Source organism: Flavobacterium sp. WC2421, from assembly GCF_040822115.1.
Classification (GTDB): Bacteria; Bacteroidota; Bacteroidia; order Flavobacteriales; family Flavobacteriaceae; genus Flavobacterium.
The window spans coordinates 3,336,383-3,353,965 of record NZ_CP162004.1 but is presented as its reverse complement, the minus strand read 5'-3'; the positions used below and the strand labels follow the sequence as shown (position 1 = coordinate 3,353,965).

General features: G+C 32.5%; 9 protein-coding genes and 3 tRNA genes. 8 read left to right on the top strand and 4 right to left on the bottom strand.

From position 1 onward, the window contains the following. Positions 1-1,371 carry a 30S ribosomal protein S6--L-glutamate ligase gene (rimK, locus tag AB3G33_RS14275; RefSeq protein WP_367753917.1) on the bottom strand — a complete coding sequence of 457 codons (1,371 nt, stop codon included), beginning with the start codon at positions 1,369-1,371 and terminating at the stop codon, positions 1-3. Between the two features lie 139 nt (positions 1,372-1,510). After that, the gene (locus AB3G33_RS14270) at positions 1,511-4,060 is read right to left on the bottom strand and encodes an ATP-dependent Clp protease ATP-binding subunit (protein ID WP_367753915.1); all 2,550 of its coding nucleotides are present in this window, start codon (positions 4,058-4,060) and stop codon (positions 1,511-1,513) included. A 254-nt stretch (positions 4,061-4,314) separates the two neighbouring features. Between AB3G33_RS14270 and gyrA the strand changes: the two genes are divergently transcribed. Next, complete coding sequence (gene gyrA, locus AB3G33_RS14265; RefSeq protein WP_367753913.1) at positions 4,315-6,963, top strand: DNA gyrase subunit A; 2,649 nt, start codon at positions 4,315-4,317, stop codon at positions 6,961-6,963. A 49-nt stretch (positions 6,964-7,012) separates the two neighbouring features. Then, positions 7,013-8,281 carry a tetratricopeptide repeat protein gene (locus AB3G33_RS14260; RefSeq protein ID WP_367770737.1) on the top strand — a complete coding sequence of 423 codons (1,269 nt, stop codon included), beginning with the start codon at positions 7,013-7,015 and terminating at the stop codon, positions 8,279-8,281. Positions 8,282-8,332: 51 nt separating this feature from the next. Here AB3G33_RS14260 and AB3G33_RS14255 read toward each other — a convergent pair whose 3' ends face one another. After that, complete coding sequence (locus AB3G33_RS14255; protein WP_367770735.1) at positions 8,333-9,094, bottom strand: NlpC/P60 family protein; 762 nt, start codon at positions 9,092-9,094, stop codon at positions 8,333-8,335. Positions 9,095-9,165: 71 nt separating this feature from the next. Next, a complete protein-coding gene (locus tag AB3G33_RS14250) occupies positions 9,166-10,344 on the bottom strand; it encodes an acetyl-CoA C-acyltransferase (RefSeq protein ID WP_367770733.1) in 1,179 nt (392 codons plus the stop codon). A gap of 241 nt (positions 10,345-10,585) precedes the next feature. Here AB3G33_RS14250 and AB3G33_RS14245 point away from each other — a divergent pair. The 6 genes from AB3G33_RS14245 to AB3G33_RS14220 all read left to right on the top strand — a co-directional run bounded on the left by AB3G33_RS14245 (position 10,586) and on the right by AB3G33_RS14220 (position 17,582). Further along, a tRNA-Ser gene (locus AB3G33_RS14245) sits at positions 10,586-10,669 on the top strand. Between the two features lie 19 nt (positions 10,670-10,688). Beyond that, positions 10,689-10,763: transfer RNA gene (locus AB3G33_RS14240), tRNA-Pro, on the top strand. Between the two features lie 22 nt (positions 10,764-10,785). Continuing rightward, positions 10,786-10,859, top strand: a tRNA-Arg gene (locus AB3G33_RS14235). Positions 10,860-11,024: 165 nt separating this feature from the next. Beyond that, positions 11,025-12,239 carry a phage integrase SAM-like domain-containing protein gene (locus AB3G33_RS14230; protein WP_367770731.1) on the top strand — a complete coding sequence of 405 codons (1,215 nt, stop codon included), beginning with the start codon at positions 11,025-11,027 and terminating at the stop codon, positions 12,237-12,239. Positions 12,240-12,991: 752 nt separating this feature from the next. Then, positions 12,992-13,552 (top strand): DUF1643 domain-containing protein, encoded by a 561-nt coding sequence (locus AB3G33_RS14225; protein ID WP_367770728.1) that lies wholly within the window; start codon positions 12,992-12,994, stop codon positions 13,550-13,552. A gap of 394 nt (positions 13,553-13,946) precedes the next feature. Then, positions 13,947-17,582 (top strand): DNA methyltransferase, encoded by a 3,636-nt coding sequence (locus tag AB3G33_RS14220; RefSeq protein ID WP_367770726.1) that lies wholly within the window; start codon positions 13,947-13,949, stop codon positions 17,580-17,582. The last annotated feature ends 1 nt before the right edge of the window (position 17,583 follow it).

Below are 17,583 nucleotides of genomic sequence, written 5' to 3'. Positions count from 1 at the left end.
TTATTTTATCTTAAAATTCTTCTCGATGGCTTTAATCATTTCGCCTGCGATATCTTTGTTTGTGGCGCCTTCGATTCCTTCAAGTCCTGGAGAAGAATTTACTTCTAATAGTAATGGCCCTTTTGCAGAACGAATAATATCTACACCTGCTACTTTTAAGTCCATCGCTTTTGCCGCTTTTATGGCTATGCGTTTTTCTTCAGAAGTTGCTTTTATTACTGTGGCTGTTCCGCCAAGGTGTATGTTCGCTCTAAATTCACCTGGCATAGCTTCACGTTGAATAGAAGCGACTACTTTTCCGTCGATCACAAAACAGCGAATGTCTTTTCCATCGGCTTCTTTGATAAACTCTTGAACTAAAATATTGGCATTTACACTTTTAAATGCATTAATAACACTTTCTGCCGCTTTTTTTGTTTCAGCGAGTACAACTCCTTTTCCTTGAGTTCCTTCTAATAACTTTACAATTAATGGAGAACCACCTACCATTTTTATTAAATCATTTGTATCTAATGGAGAATTCGCAAATCCAGTAGTAGGAATACCAATACCGCTATTTAATAATAATTGGAGGGAATATAACTTGTCGCGAGATTGTGTAATAGCGCTTGCAGAATTTAAGCAAAATACTTTTAATGCTTCAAATTGCCTAGTTAAAGCGCAACCATAAAAAGTGATACTTGGTCTTATTCTTGGAATAATAGCGTCAAATTGATTTAAAATGATACCACCTCTATAATGAATTTCGGGAGTTTGAGCGTCTAGTCTCATATAACATTCTTTAATGTTTAAAAAATGCATTTCGTGACCACGCATTTCACCCGCTTCCATGATACGTTTGTTAGAGTATAATTCAGGATTACTGGCCAAGACACCAATGCGGAGACCTGTTGGTGCTTTTTCAGCATTTACATATAATTCTTTTAGTGCTTCTGAAGTGGGTTGACCTAAAAGGTATTTTTGCTCTGGATCAACAAGGACTCGACCACTCATGGCTTCTCTACCCAAAAGCATTCGAAACCCCATTGAATCTCTGTTGGTCAATGTCATTTCGATAGGCCATGTTGATTCTCCAATTTGTAAATTAGTTTGAATTACATACCGTTGTTCTCTAAATCCACTAGAGCTTTTGACTATTCTTTTGTCGATTAAAGGAGCTTCGCAATGAATAACGGTCTTAAGGTTGTTTTGAATAGGATTTATGTCAAATCGTACCCAATTGGATTCGTTTTTTATGAAAGGAGCAATATTTATTGCATGTAGAGCCGATGTTTTTGCGCCCGAATCTACACGTGCTTTAATCGTGGGGATTCCTAATTCAGGAAAAGAACACCATTCCTCACTCCCTAGTATTACTTTATTTAGAGGCATATTTTTATTTTTGTTTGATTTGTATTATAAAATTCAAATGTAAATATATGTTTTTAATATTGGGTATAATTAACGTAAAGAAAAAGTCCGTTACTTTATATAAAGTAACGGACTTTTTAATAAATTAGAGGCTGTATGCTTATGGGTTTGTTGGTTCACCAGCTTTATGTACATGTACATTTAATTCTTGTGCTCCATCTTCTATATCCATAAAAATCTCATCTCCTGATGTAATTTTTGAAGTTATAATTTCTTCAGCAAGCGCATCTTCAACATATTTTTGAATGGCTCTTTTTAGAGGCCTAGCTCCAAATTGTCTGTCAAATCCTTTTTCAGCAATAAAAGATTTTGCTTTATCAGAAAGGGTTAATTGGTATCCTAATTCAGAAACTCTAGCATATAATTTTTTTAATTCAATTTCGATAATCAAATCAATATCGTGTTTTTCTAAAGCGTTGAAAACGATTACGTCATCAATTCTGTTTAAAAATTCGGGTGCAAATGTTTTCTTAAGCGCATTTTCAATAATACTTTTTGAATTATCATCTGCTTGAGCAACTTTGGCAGCGGTACCAAAACCAACACCTTGACCAAAATCTTTCAATTGTCGTGCTCCTACATTAGAAGTCATGATGATGATTGTATTTTTGAAATCAATTTTTCGGCCTAAGCTATCTGTCAAATACCCATCATCAAGAACTTGTAGCAACATATTGAAAACATCAGGATGTGCTTTTTCTATTTCATCTAATAAAACAACACAATAAGGTTTGCGACGTACTTTCTCAGTTAATTGTCCACCTTCTTCGTATCCAACGTATCCTGGAGGCGCTCCAACTAAACGCGAAATTGCAAATTTCTCCATGTATTCACTCATGTCAATACGAACCAATGCATCTTCGGAATCAAATAATTCTTTAGCTAGAACTTTGGCCAATTGTGTTTTTCCAACTCCTGTTTGACCAAGAAAGATAAATGAACCAATAGGTCTATTTGGGTCTTTCAATCCTGCGCGATTTCTTTGAATTGAACGCGCAATTTTAAGTACAGCTTCATTTTGTCCAACTACTTTGCTTTCTATGAGCTCCGGTAGTTTGGCTAATTTGTTACTTTCGGTTTGAGCGATACGATTAACAGGAATTCCTGTCATCATCGAAACTACATCGGCAACATTGTCCTCTGTAACTTCGATTCGGTTGTTTTTAGCATCCTCTTCCCATTGTTCTTGAGCAATTGCTAATTCTTTTTCGATGCGTTTTTCATCATCACGAAGTTTAGCTGCTTCCTCATATTTTTGTTTTTTGACAACAACATTTTTTAGTTCACGGATATCTTCTAATTGACGTTCTAAATCAAGAATTTTTTTAGGTACCTCAATATTGGTAATGTGAACACGTGAACCTGCTTCGTCTAAAGCATCGATAGCCTTGTCCGGTAAAAATCGTTCAGACATGTATCTATTTGTCAACTTTACACAAGCCTCAATCGCTTCGGGTGTATAAGTAACATTATGATGGTCTTCATATTTATTTTTGATATTATTCAAAATGGTAATCGTTTCCTCAACTGATGTTGGTTCAACAATTATCTTTTGGAAACGTCTTTCTAAAGCACCGTCTTTTTCAATATATTGTCTGTATTCATCAAGAGTAGTTGCTCCAATACATTGGATTTCTCCTCTTGCTAATGCAGGTTTAAACATGTTAGATGCATCTAGTGAACCAGTTGCTCCTCCAGCACCAACAATGGTGTGAATTTCATCAATGAAAAGGATGATATCATCATTTTTTTCCAATTCATTCATTACCGCTTTCATGCGCTCTTCGAACTGACCTCTGTATTTAGTTCCCGCAACAAGACTAGCTAGATCCAATGTTACTACCCTTTTGTTGAATAGGATTCTTGATACTTTCTTTTGTATGATGCGTAAAGCTAAACCTTCTGCAATAGCAGATTTACCAACTCCAGGTTCTCCTATAAGTAGTGGATTGTTTTTTTTACGTCGGCTCAAAATTTGGCAAACACGTTCAATTTCTTTTTCACGTCCTACAACAGGATCTAATTTTCCTTCTTCGGCCATTTCGGTTAAATCTCTTCCGAAATTATCTAAAACAGGTGTTTTGGATTTTTTGTTAGATTTATTGGCGGGATTATTAAAATTACCTTCTTTAAGACTGTCATCTTGTCCTGAATCTTCATTGTAGGAGTCGGTTGCTCTTGGTAAATTTTCTAAGAATTCTTCTTCGTTTGGTGTCATATTTATGTACTGTTCTTTAGCTACGTCATAATCTATTTTAAGTTTATTTAATAGCTTGGTTGTGGGATCGTTTTCATTTCTTAATATGCACAATAATAAATGTGCAGTACTTACAGAGGAACTTTGAAACACTTTTGCTTCTAGAAAAGTAGTCTTCAATGCGCGCTCGGCTTGACGTGTCAAGTGTAGGTTTTTCTTTTCTACATTAGTATCTAAAGTAGGGTTTGCGGGGCTAAGTATTTCGACCTTTCGTCTTAAATGATCTAAATCAACAGAAAGGTTATTTAATATTTGAATTGCTTTACCATTACCATCTCGAAGGATACCTAGCATCAAGTGTTCAGTACCTATAAAGTCATGACCCAATCGCAAAGCTTCTTCTTTGCTATAGGTTATAACGTCTTTTACTCTTGGTGAAAAATTATCATCCATAATATATATTTAGTATATGTAAATTTAGTGAATTACTATTTGAAAAACAAAAATCGTTCCTAAGAAGTCGTGTCAGCTAATTGACAAAAAAAAAGATAAAATAATGTTGAATATTTGTTAATTTATTAAACAAAAGCGAATGTTAATTTGTTAATAAATCATTGAAATAAGTAAGTTAAAATGCTTTGAAAAATTTCAGAAAGCCGTATATTGGCACGTTTTGAAACTAATATAATTATTTAATATAACAACTTATGTCTGAAGGAGAAAAGTTAATTCCTATTAACATAGAAGATGAAATGAAAACGGCTTACATTGATTATTCGATGTCAGTAATTGTATCAAGAGCACTTCCAGATGTTAGAGATGGCTTGAAACCAGTACATCGTCGAGTACTATTTGGTATGCATGATTTAGGAGTTAATTCAAGATCTGCGCACAAAAAGTCCGCAAGAATTGTCGGAGAAGTTTTAGGTAAGTATCACCCTCACGGAGATACCTCAGTTTATGACGCCATGGTTCGTATGGCTCAAGAATGGAGTATGCGTTATTTATTAATTGATGGTCAAGGTAACTTTGGTTCAGTAGATGGAGATAGTCCTGCTGCCATGCGTTATACGGAGGCTAGAATGCGTAAGATTTCGGAAGAAATTTTAGCGGATATTGATAAAGAAACAGTTGATTTTAAATTAAATTTTGATGATACGCTTCAAGAGCCAACAGTAATGCCAACTCGTGTTCCTACTTTATTGATAAACGGTGCCACAGGTATTGCAGTAGGTATGGCTACTAATATGCCTCCTCACAATCTTACGGAAGTAATTAATGGGACATTGGCCTATATGGACAATAATGACATTGAGGTTGATGAATTAATGAACCACATTAAAGCACCAGATTTCCCTACTGGTGGTATAATTTATGGTTATGAAGGAGTTCGAGAAGCTTTTAAAACAGGTAGAGGTAGAGTAGTGATGCGCGCCAAAGTTGGCTTTGAAGAAGTGGATGGTAGAGAATCTATTATTGTAACTGAAATTCCTTATCAAGTCAATAAGGCAGATATGATTAAGCGTACTGCTGACTTAGTAAATGAAAAAAAAATAGAGGGTATTGCAAATATTCGTGATGAATCAGATAGAAACGGTATGCGTATCGTTTATATCTTGAAACGTGACGCTACGCCTAACGTAGTTTTGAATACTTTGTATAAGTATACCCAACTGCAATCTTCTTTTAGTGTTAATAACATTGCAATTGTAAAAGGTCGTCCTCAAATGTTGAATCTGAAAGACTTGATTCATTATTTTGTAGAACACCGTCATGATGTAGTGACTCGAAGAACTCAATTTGAACTAAAAAAAGCCGAGGCAAGAGCACATATTTTAGAAGGATTAATCATTGCTTCTGATAATATTGACGAAGTGATTGCCTTAATTAGAGGTTCTAAAAACACTGAGGAAGCTAGAGAAAAATTAATCGAAAGATTTAAATTGTCAGATATTCAAGCGCGTGCAATTGTAGAAATGCGTTTGCGTCAATTAACTGGTCTGGAACAAGACAAGTTAAGAGCTGAGTATGACGAATTGATGAAATTAATTGAACATTTGAAAGCGTTATTAGCAGATGTGAACTTAAGAACTGCATTGATCAAAGAAGAATTAGAAGAAATTCGGGATAAATATGGTGATGAACGTCGTTCTCAAATAGAGTATTCTGGTGGGGATGTAAGTATCGAAGATTTAATTGCTGATGAAAATGTAGTAATTACAATTTCACATGCAGGATATATTAAGCGTACAAATCTAACGGAATATAAAACTCAAAATAGAGGAGGAGTTGGACAAAAAAGTGCTGGAACGAGAGATCAAGATTTCTTAGAGCATATGTTTGTGGCAACAAATCATCAATATATGATGTTCTTTACTCAAAAAGGGAAATGTTTCTGGATGCGTGTTTATGAAATTCCTGAAGGAAGTAAAACGGCTAAAGGGAGAGCAATCCAGAATTTGGTAAATATAGAGAGTGATGATAAAGTGAAAGCTTTTATTTGTACTCAAGATCTAAAAGACCAAGATTATATTAAGAGTCATAACTTAGTTATGGTGACTAAAAAGGGTCAGGTTAAGAAAACTTCATTAGAGAAATATTCTAAACCTAGAATAAACGGAGTTGCAGCTATTACTATTAAAGAAGGTGATGAATTATTAGAAGCTAAATTGACAAATGGTGAAAGCCAAATTATATTAGCTGTTAAGTCAGGTAAGTTAGTTCGTTTTGAAGAAACAAAGACCCGTCCAATGGGAAGAACAGCTTCTGGAGTACGTGGAATTTCGCTTAAAGACGATAATGATGAAGTGATTGGCATGATTACTGTAGATAAGGATGCTGTAAACGATTCTCAAGTCTTAGTAGTAACTGAAAATGGATACGGAAAACGTACTAAATTAGTTGATGAAGATGGAGAAGATGTTTACCGTATAACTAATCGTGGTGGTAAAGGAGTGAAAACTTTAAATATCACTGAGAAAACAGGAAGTCTTATTTCTATTAATGCAGTAACTGATGCAGATGATTTAATGATCATCAATAAATCAGGATTGACTATTAGAATGGCGGTTGAAGATTTACGAGTGATGGGACGTGCTACTCAAGGTGTGAAACTGATTAATCTAAAAGGGAAAGATTCTATTGCTGCAGTTACAAAAGTAATGAAGGATGATGAAGAAGAGGTTGTTGTTGACGAAGACGGAAATGTTATCGAAGTAGAGACAATTGAAAGGGTGAAACCTGTTCTTGAAGTTCTTGAAGAAGAAGTAGGAGTTGATGATGATTCGGATGACGAAGAAGACGAGGAAGTTGAAGATGAGGCTGAAGAGGATGACTCAGACGACGATGAAGCATAGTTTAAATAAATAAAAAAAGAATAATTATTAAATAACAAAAATGAATATTATGAAAGGTAAATATGTAATACTTGCATCAGCATTATTGATATCAGTAGCTACTTTTGCTCAAAAAGATGAAATTAAAGCGGCAGAAAAAGCATTAAAAAAAGGCGATTCTCAAGAAGCTGCTACAATTTTGAAAGGTGCTGAGTCTTTAATTTCAAATGCATCAGACTCTGAAAAAGCACAATTTTTCTTTGTGAAAGGAAATGCTTTTTTGGACTTGGCAAATAAAAATATAGATACTGATAAAAATTTATCTATAGCATCTGCGGCTTATTTGGATTTGCTGGCAGCTGAGAAAGCTTCAGGAAAATCAAAATATTCAACTGAAGCAGCTACTTCAATTACAGCAATAAAATATAAGTTGATAAATAGTGCGATAGCTGATTCTAAAGTGAACAAAGATCTTGAAAGTGCTCAAAAATTATATGACGCTTATTTATTAGATAAAAAAGACACTTTAAATTTATATTATGCAGCGTCTACTTATGTAAATGCAAAAGAATATGACAAAGCGTTGAAATTGTACGATGATTTGAAGACAATGAACTATTCTGGAAAAGGAACAAGTTATTTGGCTGTAAATAAATTGACTAGTGAAGAAGATCTTTTTGCTACCGTTCAAGAAAGAGATAGAATGGTGAAAATGGGAACACATGAAAAACCACGAACTGAGGTTATTCCATCAAAAAGAGGAGAGATATATAAAAATATGGCTTTAATTTTAGTTGAAAAAGGGAGAACTGATGAAGCTAAAAAAGCAATTGCTGAAGCTAGAGCGAATAATCCTGATGATGATTCATTAATTTTGACAGAAGCTAACTTGTATTTAGAAACTAAAGATTTTGATAAATATAAAAAATTAATCTCTGAAGCTTTAGAAAAAAATCCTAATGATGCAGATTTAGTTTTTAATTTAGGAGTTGTTAGCTATAATGCTAAAAATGTAGTTGATGCTGAGAAGTATTATAAAAGAGCAATTGAAATTAAGCCTGATTATGTAAATGCATATCTTAATTTGGCTATTATGAAACTGGACGGTGACAAAGTTATTTTTGATGAAATGAATAAATTAGGAAACTCAGAGAAAGATAACAAGCGTTACTTAGTTCTTAAAAAACAAAGAGAAGTAGTTTTTAAAGATGCTTTGCCATATTTAGAAAAAGCAAATGAATTGGATCCTAAAAATGAAGAGGTTAAAAACACGTTGATAAGTGTTTATGGTGCTTTAGAAATGACTGAAAAGAAAAAAGCATTAAAAGATAAAATGTAAATCTTACATATGCATAAAAAAACCTATCTGTTTCAGATAGGTTTTTTTTTGTTATATAATTTTTTTGATAACCCTAAGTTTGTGTGTGTGTTTGTTTATTTCTGGATTGTATATGCCTAAGTGATCTAATCTGTCTATTCTTATTTTTCCACTTGCATGAATGATGTAGTTGTTTTCCATGATGATTCCTACATGGATAATATTTCCATCTTCATTGTCAAAAAAAGCCAAGTCTCCAGGTTCACTCTCTTCAATAAAACTTAACGCTTCCCCTTGAGTTGCTTGTTGTGAAGCATCTCTTAATAGTTTATAACCATTTAGTTTGTATACCATTTGAGTAAAACCGGAGCAGTCTATACCAAAAGGAGTTTTTCCTCCCCATAAATAGGGAGCGTTTAAATATAAAAAAGCAGTATTGATCAGTTCTTTTTTGTCTTTAATGCCATTTATTTTTGTGCCTTCGAAATAAAAATTATTGACGTTAATCTCATTGTTATTTATAAATGATAATGACGATCCTAAAGGAATAGGAATTAATAAATTAGAATTTCCAGTTATGTATTCAATCAAGTCACCATTGAGAATAATCGTATCATTTGAAAGTTGGATGTAATTAGCCTCGGAAATCAATTGATATTGTTTAGAATCTACCCAGCCTTCATACCTATCAAATTGCATTTTGATTCGAGACCACTGTTTAAATTGTTCAATAATTTCAAAATGTTCACCAAATAAAACTTGAGAAACAATTTCGCTTTTATCACTGGGTTCAAATCGTAAGGGGATTATTGCTAGATTACAAATTCCGAACATTTAGATCAATTTATAAGTTGAAATTATGGGTTGTAAGATTTTGGTGCTTAAAACCCATAATTTATGATTATTTAAGCTCTTTCAATTACAATGGCAGAAGCGCCACCACCACCATTACATATAGCAGCTGCTCCAATCTTACCGTTATTTTGTTCTAGTACATTGAGTAGCGTAACTATAATTCGTGCCCCAGAACAACCTAATGGATGTCCTAGTGAGACAGCGCCACCGTTTACGTTTACTTTGTCATTATCTAAACCTAAAATTTTGGCATTCGCAAGCCCTACAACCGCGAACGCTTCATTGAATTCAAAGTAATCAACTTGGCTAGTTGTTAGACCTACTTTTTTTAATGCTTTGGGTAATGCTTTTGATGGACTTGTAGTGAACCACTTTGGCTCTTGAGCCGCATCTGCATAGCTTTTTATGTATGCAAGTGGTTTTAGTCCTAATGACAATGCTTTTTCTTCACTCATTAAAACTAATGCAGCAGCTCCGTCATTAATAGTAGAAGCATTTGCAGCTGTAACCGTACCATCTTTAGTAAATACTGCATTTAATGTAGGGATGCGATCTATTTTTACGTTTGTAAATTCTTCATCTTTAGAAACTATAATTGGGTCTCCTTTTCTTTGTGGGACAGCAACTGGAACTATTTCATTATCAAATTTACCAGCCTCCCATGCTTTAGCAGAACGAGTATAAGACTGGATTGCGTAATTATCTTGGTCTTCTCTTGTAAACTTGTATTCAGATGCACACAAGTCAGCGCAAACTCCCATTGCGTTGTTGTCATAAGCATCCGTTAAACCATCTTTTTGCATTCCGTCAACCATGGTTGATGGACCAAACTTGGTTCCTGTTCTCAAATTCATATAATGTGGAATCAAGCTCATGTTTTCCATTCCTCCAGCTATGACGATCTCTGCATCACCACACTGAATTGCTTGGGCTCCTAACATTACTGATTTCATACCAGATGCACATACTTTATTTATTGTAGTACAGGCTACGCTATCAGGTAAGCCAGCATAAATTGCTGCTTGACGCGCAGGAGCTTGTCCTACACCTGCCTGAACGACATTTCCCATAAAAACTTCGTCAACTAAATTTGGATCTAGATTTATTTTGTCTAAAGCTCCTTTAATTGCAATTGCACCTAATTTTGGTGCAGAAACGGTAGATAATCCCCCCATAAAACTTCCGATAGGTGTCCTAACGGCAGAAACGATAACAACTCTTTTGTTCATAACTTATAAAATGTTGGTTTATATAGCAAATTTACTCTTTTTTGAACAAATTTTTGTTTTTGACTAAGTATTATATTTTTTCAAAATTAAAGTGAATTTTTATTTCAAGCTATATGTTTGATTGTGAACTGTTTTTAGAATAATGTCAAAAAAACATAAAAAAAAGCCTTAAAATAGTTGTGGGAAACGTAAAGTTGTCTTAAATTTGCAACCGCAAAACGAGACACGTTTCTTTGAGCTTGGAGGGGTGCCAGAGTGGTAATGGAGCAGTTTGCTAAACTGTCATCGAGTAATCGGTGCCAGGGTTCGAGTCCCTGTCCCTCCGCTTTATATTTTTTGCACTTCGGGGTGTAGCGTAGCTCGGTTATCGCGCCTGCTTTGGGAGCAGGAGGCCGCAGGTTCGAATCCTGCCACCCCGACTAATTTTCTTACACGAGCAATGGAGGCATAGCTCAGCTGGATAGAGCACCTGCCTTCTAAGCAGGCGGTCGAAGGTTCGAATCCTTCTGCCTTCACTTCAAAACCCTTATAATCTTTTGATTATGAGGGTTTTCTGTTTTTATACCTTTTGTATTAATTACATTTTTTTATTCTTTTAGGATGTTATTTACTTCATTTGAAGTAATTGTTTGCACATAGTTTGCACATGAAAACCATAATTCAACTCAATTATGGCAAGTATGAAAACTCTTTTGGACACTAGAAGACAAAAATCAGATGGATGTTTCAATATTATCTTTAGAATAACTCACGAAAGAAAAGTCTATACGCTTAACTCTGGAATTTCTGCTGCTGAATTTCATTGGAATAAGCAAAAGAGTGAAATTGATAAAACACATCCTAATTCAAAATTGCTAAACATTAAACTATCAAATCAGTTTTTCAAAATTCAAAAGGTAATCTTAGAACTCGATATTGATTTTACAATATCGGAATTAAGAAATAGAGTAGAAGGCAAACCTGAATCTTGTAAAGAAGTTACTTTTAAGTCTTTTTCTGATAATTTAATTTATCAAATGCTTGAAATTACTAAAACTGGTAACGCTTTAGTTTATCAAACTGCATTAAATCGATTTGTTGATTTCTATGGTAAAGATGATTTTGTTTTTACGGATATTAATTATTCCGTTTTAAAACAATTTGAACACCATCTTTTGTTGGCAGGATTAAAGTTGAATAGCATTTCGAACTACATTAGGACTATAAGAGCAATTTACAACAAAGCTATTAAGCTAAAAGTGGTTGACAGATCTTTTTATCCCTTTTACGATATCAGTATAAAGAGTGAAAAGACAACAAAAAGAGCTGTTTTAAAGGAAGATCTTTATAAAATACTACTGTGTAAAGAAACTGGTCATACGATAACTTCAAAGTCGTTAAATTTATTCTTTTTAAGCTTTTATTTGAGAGGAATATCATTTACTGATTTAGCCTATCTGACACCATTAAATATTATTGACGGTAGATTAACCTACAAAAGACGTAAAACACATAAAAACTATAGTATAAAACTTTTTCCTGAAGCATTATCAATAATTTTTCAGTTCAATGTAGTGGGTAGCAAGTATTTGTTACCAATATTGCCAAATGATGTTCCTGAAGACACTATAAGAGCTAAGAAGATAATTAGTCAGTGCATTAAAACAACAAATAAATATTTAAAAAGATTATCTATTGCAAATGATTTTTGTACCCCAATTACCACATACACAAGTAGACATTCATTTGCAACAATTGCTAAACGTTTGGGATACTCTAATGAGTTAATTGCAGAAGCTTTGGGACATGAATATGGAAATAAAATAACTAACATTTATTTAGATGCATTTGAAACGAAAGTAATTGATGAAATGCATTTCAAGGTTATGGATATGAAGGAATATATAAAAGTGTAATTATCAAATTTCGTTATAAAAAAAGCATAAAAAACCCCTGCCAAATTTTATCTTTGGTAAGCAGAATAGTTCTATTTTGCTTTTAAAATCATGCTTATACAGTACTGTACGTCATAAGTTATTATCTTACTACACCCACGCTGGAAACTAAAACTCCTGTTAATTCAGGACACTTATTACTCTGTGTTATGTTCCAACCTACTGATTTCACTTTGATTCCATTTTCCAACCTATCGGAGAAACCTCACTACTATATTACCTGTTATTTCAAGGCGTAATTACAATCCAACTTCTGAGCTATTTGTTACTCTTTTCATCAAGTTCTTTCTACAGCTGTCCATTCTATTTCTAGAAAGGGTTGACTACAAAATTAATAAATTACCACTATAAATGCTAAATTATCTTATTTTTTAAGTAAATTAAAATAACTGTTTTAGTTATAAATGAGCTTTATTTCTAACTCTAAATTTGTGTTCTATCTACTTAAAAATTAACTCTTTATTATTATGTTAGAATTTCGCTTAGTTTAAAAGTTGAGCTTTTCGTGGTTCCTTAATATAGAATAAATATTATAATTTTGGTAAATTCATTTGTTATCATTATTGTCCTTTAGAATTTCACATTTAGCAGTAGATATTGAAACGAATTAAATATCTTAATTATATTAGTTAGGTTTTTAATTCTAATGATACTATTCATGAATTCACTAAAACCAACTAAAAAACTTTTCCAACTAAAAACTAATTAAAAAAATGAAAAAACCAGTTTATAAACACCCAGATTTTATTGTAGATAAAAACTATCATCGAACAGATAAAAAGAGATTTTGGTTAGAGTTAACCATAAATAAAGATCGTACTGAAAATATTATTGTAATAATGAAAAACCCAAGTAGAGCCACTTTAGAGGTTTCTGATAAAACAGTTTTTAATGTTTGTAATTACATCTTTAAGAATAAAAATGATAGAGAGGAACTTAAAAACGTAGGGAAAATTATCATTCTGAATTTAATTCCTTTTTATGAAACATATTCAAAAGAATTATTTGCTCTAAAGGAAGAAATTATCGACCCTGCAAATTTAAACGTGATTAAAAATTACTCATCAAAAAACAGCAGAGTAATAATTGCTTGGGGTAATCACCCAAGCAAACTTTTCAAGGAGTATGAAATGTTGAAAAAAGAAGTGTTTCAAATATTAAAAGAGAACAATAATGATGTTTATTATGTTGGTTCATTATCTGGTGTAGGAAATCCAAAACATGCTCAAGTTTGGGGGTATGAGAATAAACTCTTTAAACTAACTATAAAATAAATGTGACAAACTAAAGTGGTTTTAAGTTACTTGATGGAAAGTATGAAGTTGTTTGTTTTTTAATCAAGCAGTTTGATACTTTTTGTTTAACTTATTTTAAGATTTTATAAAAAAACCACTTCCTTTTTAAATGATAAATATAACTAAAAGTGGGTATAGTAAAATCCTACAAAATGTCGTTTATTTACAAAAACAGAATCAAAAGTCATTAGAACCATTAATAGAAATATAAATAAGTCAATGATTTTCCTGAAATGAGGAAAACCGTAAACTGTTCACTGAATTGATTAGTACATTTGATATCAATATTTAAAACTAATTAGATATTGTAGTAAAATTTTAGTTCTCGCTTTTTAATAGTAAGTTTGAGATTAAAGAACCCCGACATTAAATTATGAATACTATACTTCTAGAACCACGTAAAGCACTCAATAAAGCTTTTCTAAAAATAAAACCAAACCGTACCCATATTGAGGAGTTTAAAACGAATTTGATAAAGATTTTAGATAGCATAAATGAAAAGGAAAGCGAAGAGTTTCATAAAAACTTAGTGATTGATTTCTTAAAAAAAACCTATTACGACCTTAACTATTCTGTAAATACAAAAGGCCGTAATGATTTGGTGATTCATAATGGAAAAGATGCTAAAAGCAACGTTGGTGTCATCATGGAAGCCAAAAGCCCTATAAACAAAACTGAAATGATTACCGTTGCTAACTTAAACGGAAAAGCATTGCAAGAATTAGTTTTGTATTATATGCGAGAACGCATCACCCATAAAAACACCGAACTAAAACACCTCGTCGTTACTAATATTCACGAATGGTTTGTTTTTGATGCCCAACTCTTCAATAAATTATTTGCAGATAACAAACCTTTTACAAAGCAATTTGTTGATTTTGAAGAAGGACGATTGTCAGGTAAAACAACCGATTATTTTTACAAAGAGATTGCAAAACCTTTTATCGAAGGATTACAAATTACCATTGAATTTGCTCATTTTGATATTCGTAAATACGACAAGCCATTACGAAATGAAGATAAAGAGGACGATAAAAAATTAGTTGCCCTTTTCAAATTACTTTCTCCTGAGCATTTACTCAAATTGTCTTTTGCAAACGACAGTAACACATTAGACAAAAACTTTTATAGTGAGCTTTTACATATCATTGGACTGACAGAAGTAAAAGAAGGCGGGAAAAAATTAATAGGGCGACACAAACCAGAAAATAGATATTTAGGTTCCCTTTTAGAAAACACCATTATACAACTGGATAGTTTAGATAAAATATCGCGTCTGGATAACGCCAAACAATATGGTGATACCTATGAAGAAAAATTATTTAATGTTGCTTTAGAGTTGATCATTACATGGGTAAATCGAATTCTATTTCTGAAATTACTGGAAGCGCAACTAATAACCTATCATAAAGGCGACAAAAGTTATTCCTTTCTAAATCCCCAATTAATAAATGATTATGATAATTTAAACGGTCTCTTCTTTCAGGTTCTCGCAAAAAAGCCAGAGGAAAGAAACGCTGGAGTGGCAACTAAATTTGCAAAAGTACCATACTTAAACAGTTCCCTTTTTGAACCTACAGAGTTAGAACACAATGCCCTTTTTATCTCGCAATTGCAAGATCATGTTCCACTAGAATTATTATCATCAACTGTAATCAAAAATACCACTGGAAAAAAGAAAACAGGAACAATAGATTCCCTGAACTATTTCTTCTCATTTCTGGATGCTTACGATTTTGCCAGCGAAGGAAGTGAAGACATTCAAGAGGATAATAAAACGCTGATTAATGCTTCTGTTTTAGGTTTAATTTTCGAAAAAATTAACGGCTACAAAGATGGTTCCTTCTTTACTCCCAGTTTCATCACGATGTACATGTGTAAAGAAACGATTCGTAGGGCTGTTGTTCAAAAATTTAATGAAACTAAATACTGGGATTGTACTGAATTTAAACAACTCTATGATAAAATCGAAGATAGAAAAGAAGCTAATGGCATAATAAACACACTAAAAATATGTGATCCTGCCGTTGGTTCGGGACATTTCTTGGTTTCGGCCCTGAATGAAATCATTGCCATTAAAAATGACTTGCGTGTTTTGCAAGATCATAATGGGAATCGCTTGAAAGAATACCAATTTGAAGTAGTCAATGATGAATTGATGGTAACGGATGAAGATGGAGTTCCGTTTCAATACAACCCTAAAAATAAAGAAAGCCAACGCGTACAGGAAACCTTATTTCACGAGAAACAAACCATAATAGAGAATTGCTTGTTTGGTGTGGACATAAATCCCAACTCCGTTAAAATTTGTCGTTTGCGATTGTGGATTGAGTTATTGAAAAATGCCTATTACAAACCCAATACCAATGAACTGGAAACCTTACCTAACATTGATATTAATATAAAATGCGGGAACTCCCTAATATCTCGATTTGGATTAGATGCTGATTTGAAAAAAGCACTCAAACAAAGCAAGTGGAATATTGAAAGTTACAAACTAGCCGTAGATACTTACCGTAATGCCGAAAGCAAAGAGCAAAAGCGCGAAATGGAGCGTTTGATTTTAGATATTAAAGGGAATTTTAGAAGCGAAATAGGGATTAACGATCCTAAGAAAATTAAACTCGAAAAACTAAAAGGCGAACTCTTTAATTTAACCCAACAAACAGGATTATTTGAGCGTAGCAAGAAAGAGCAAACCGCTTGGAACAAAAGAGTAAATGTACTGGCAGTAGATACCAAAAAACTAGATACCGAAATAGAAGAAATAAAAAGCAACAAGATTTATGAAAATGCTTTTGAATGGCGTTTTGAATTTCCTGATGTATTGAATGACAATGGTGATTTTGTGGGGTTTGATGTGGTTATCGGAAATCCGCCTTATTTTGTATTTGAATCTACCAATATTGGTGAAAACGAATTAAATTATTTTAAATTAGATAATAAATATAAAAATTCACAAGGAGGAAAATTGAATGCTTTTAAATTATTCCTATCATTAGCACCTGAAATACTTAAACAAAATGGATTAAATTGTCAAATATTTCAAATTTCATTTTTAGCTGATAATCAAGCAAAAAAAATAAGAGAATATTATTTAAAAGAACAAACAATTCTAAAGATTGATGCTTTTCCTGAAAGAGATAATGAAAATAATAGAGTATTTGAAGAAGCTAAAATGAGTGTTTGTATTTTATTGTCAGAAAATAAAAAAAGTATAAATACTGATTTTGAATTAAACATAAGTCATCTAAGAGAAATAAACTCCTCCCCAATTCTACTAAATTATAAAATTATCGAATCCATTGATTTTGAGACACATTCAATTCCTCTAGCTAATAATAAAGAAATTTCTCTACTTATAAAAATTCAAAAAGATAAACAGAAATTTAAAAACATAATAAAATGCTATCAAGGAGAATTAAATATTTCAACACATAAAAAATATTTTCTAAATGAGAAAAACGAAAATATTTTAATTAAGGGTGCACAAGTTCAAAAATATTTTTTGACTCAAAAACCTAGTCAAGGAAATATAGAATACGTTAACAAAAAAGAATATTTATCCGAAAATAGTTCTCCAAAATCAAATCATTATTCTTTTGAAAGAATTGTTATGCAAGGTATTACTGGGGTAAATGAAAAATACAGAATCAAAGCTTCATTCTTAGATAAAAATTCATTCTGTGGACATTCTTGTAATTATTTTTTAATAGATGCTTTCAGTAAAGAAGAAAAATTAGAGTTATTAGGCTTGTTAAATTCAAGATTATATAATTGGCTTTTTAAAACAACTAGTACAAATAGTAATGTCAATTCTTATGAAATTGAAAACTTGCCTTATATTAAAGCAAAAAACAATATATCTAAAGTTGTAGATAAAATCCTTTTCCATAAATCCCAAGACGCTAAAGCAGATACTAGCGATTTAGAACAACAAATAGATATGATGGTTTATGAGTTATATGGGCTGAGTGCGGAGGAGATAAATACTGTAGAAAATAGTTAAA

What these genes read in the sequence shown, in the direction of transcription:
- AB3G33_RS14225 (WP_367770728.1), top strand. Translation starts at nt 12,992, where the DNA reads ATGAAAAAACCAGTTTATAAACACCCAGATTTTATTGTAGATAAAAAC.
- rimK (WP_367753917.1), bottom strand. Translation starts at nt 1,371, where the DNA reads ATGCCTCTAAATAAAGTAATACTAGGGAGTGAGGAATGGTGTTCTTTT.
- AB3G33_RS14230 (WP_367770731.1), top strand. Translation starts at nt 11,025, where the DNA reads ATGAAAACTCTTTTGGACACTAGAAGACAAAAATCAGATGGATGTTTC.
- AB3G33_RS14270 (WP_367753915.1), bottom strand. Translation starts at nt 4,060, where the DNA reads ATGGATGATAATTTTTCACCAAGAGTAAAAGACGTTATAACCTATAGC.
- gyrA (WP_367753913.1), top strand. Translation starts at nt 4,315, where the DNA reads ATGTCTGAAGGAGAAAAGTTAATTCCTATTAACATAGAAGATGAAATG.
- AB3G33_RS14260 (WP_367770737.1), top strand. Translation starts at nt 7,013, where the DNA reads ATGAAAGGTAAATATGTAATACTTGCATCAGCATTATTGATATCAGTA.
- AB3G33_RS14255 (WP_367770735.1), bottom strand. Translation starts at nt 9,094, where the DNA reads ATGTTCGGAATTTGTAATCTAGCAATAATCCCCTTACGATTTGAACCC.
- AB3G33_RS14250 (WP_367770733.1), bottom strand. Translation starts at nt 10,344, where the DNA reads ATGAACAAAAGAGTTGTTATCGTTTCTGCCGTTAGGACACCTATCGGA.
- AB3G33_RS14220 (WP_367770726.1), top strand. Translation starts at nt 13,947, where the DNA reads ATGAATACTATACTTCTAGAACCACGTAAAGCACTCAATAAAGCTTTT.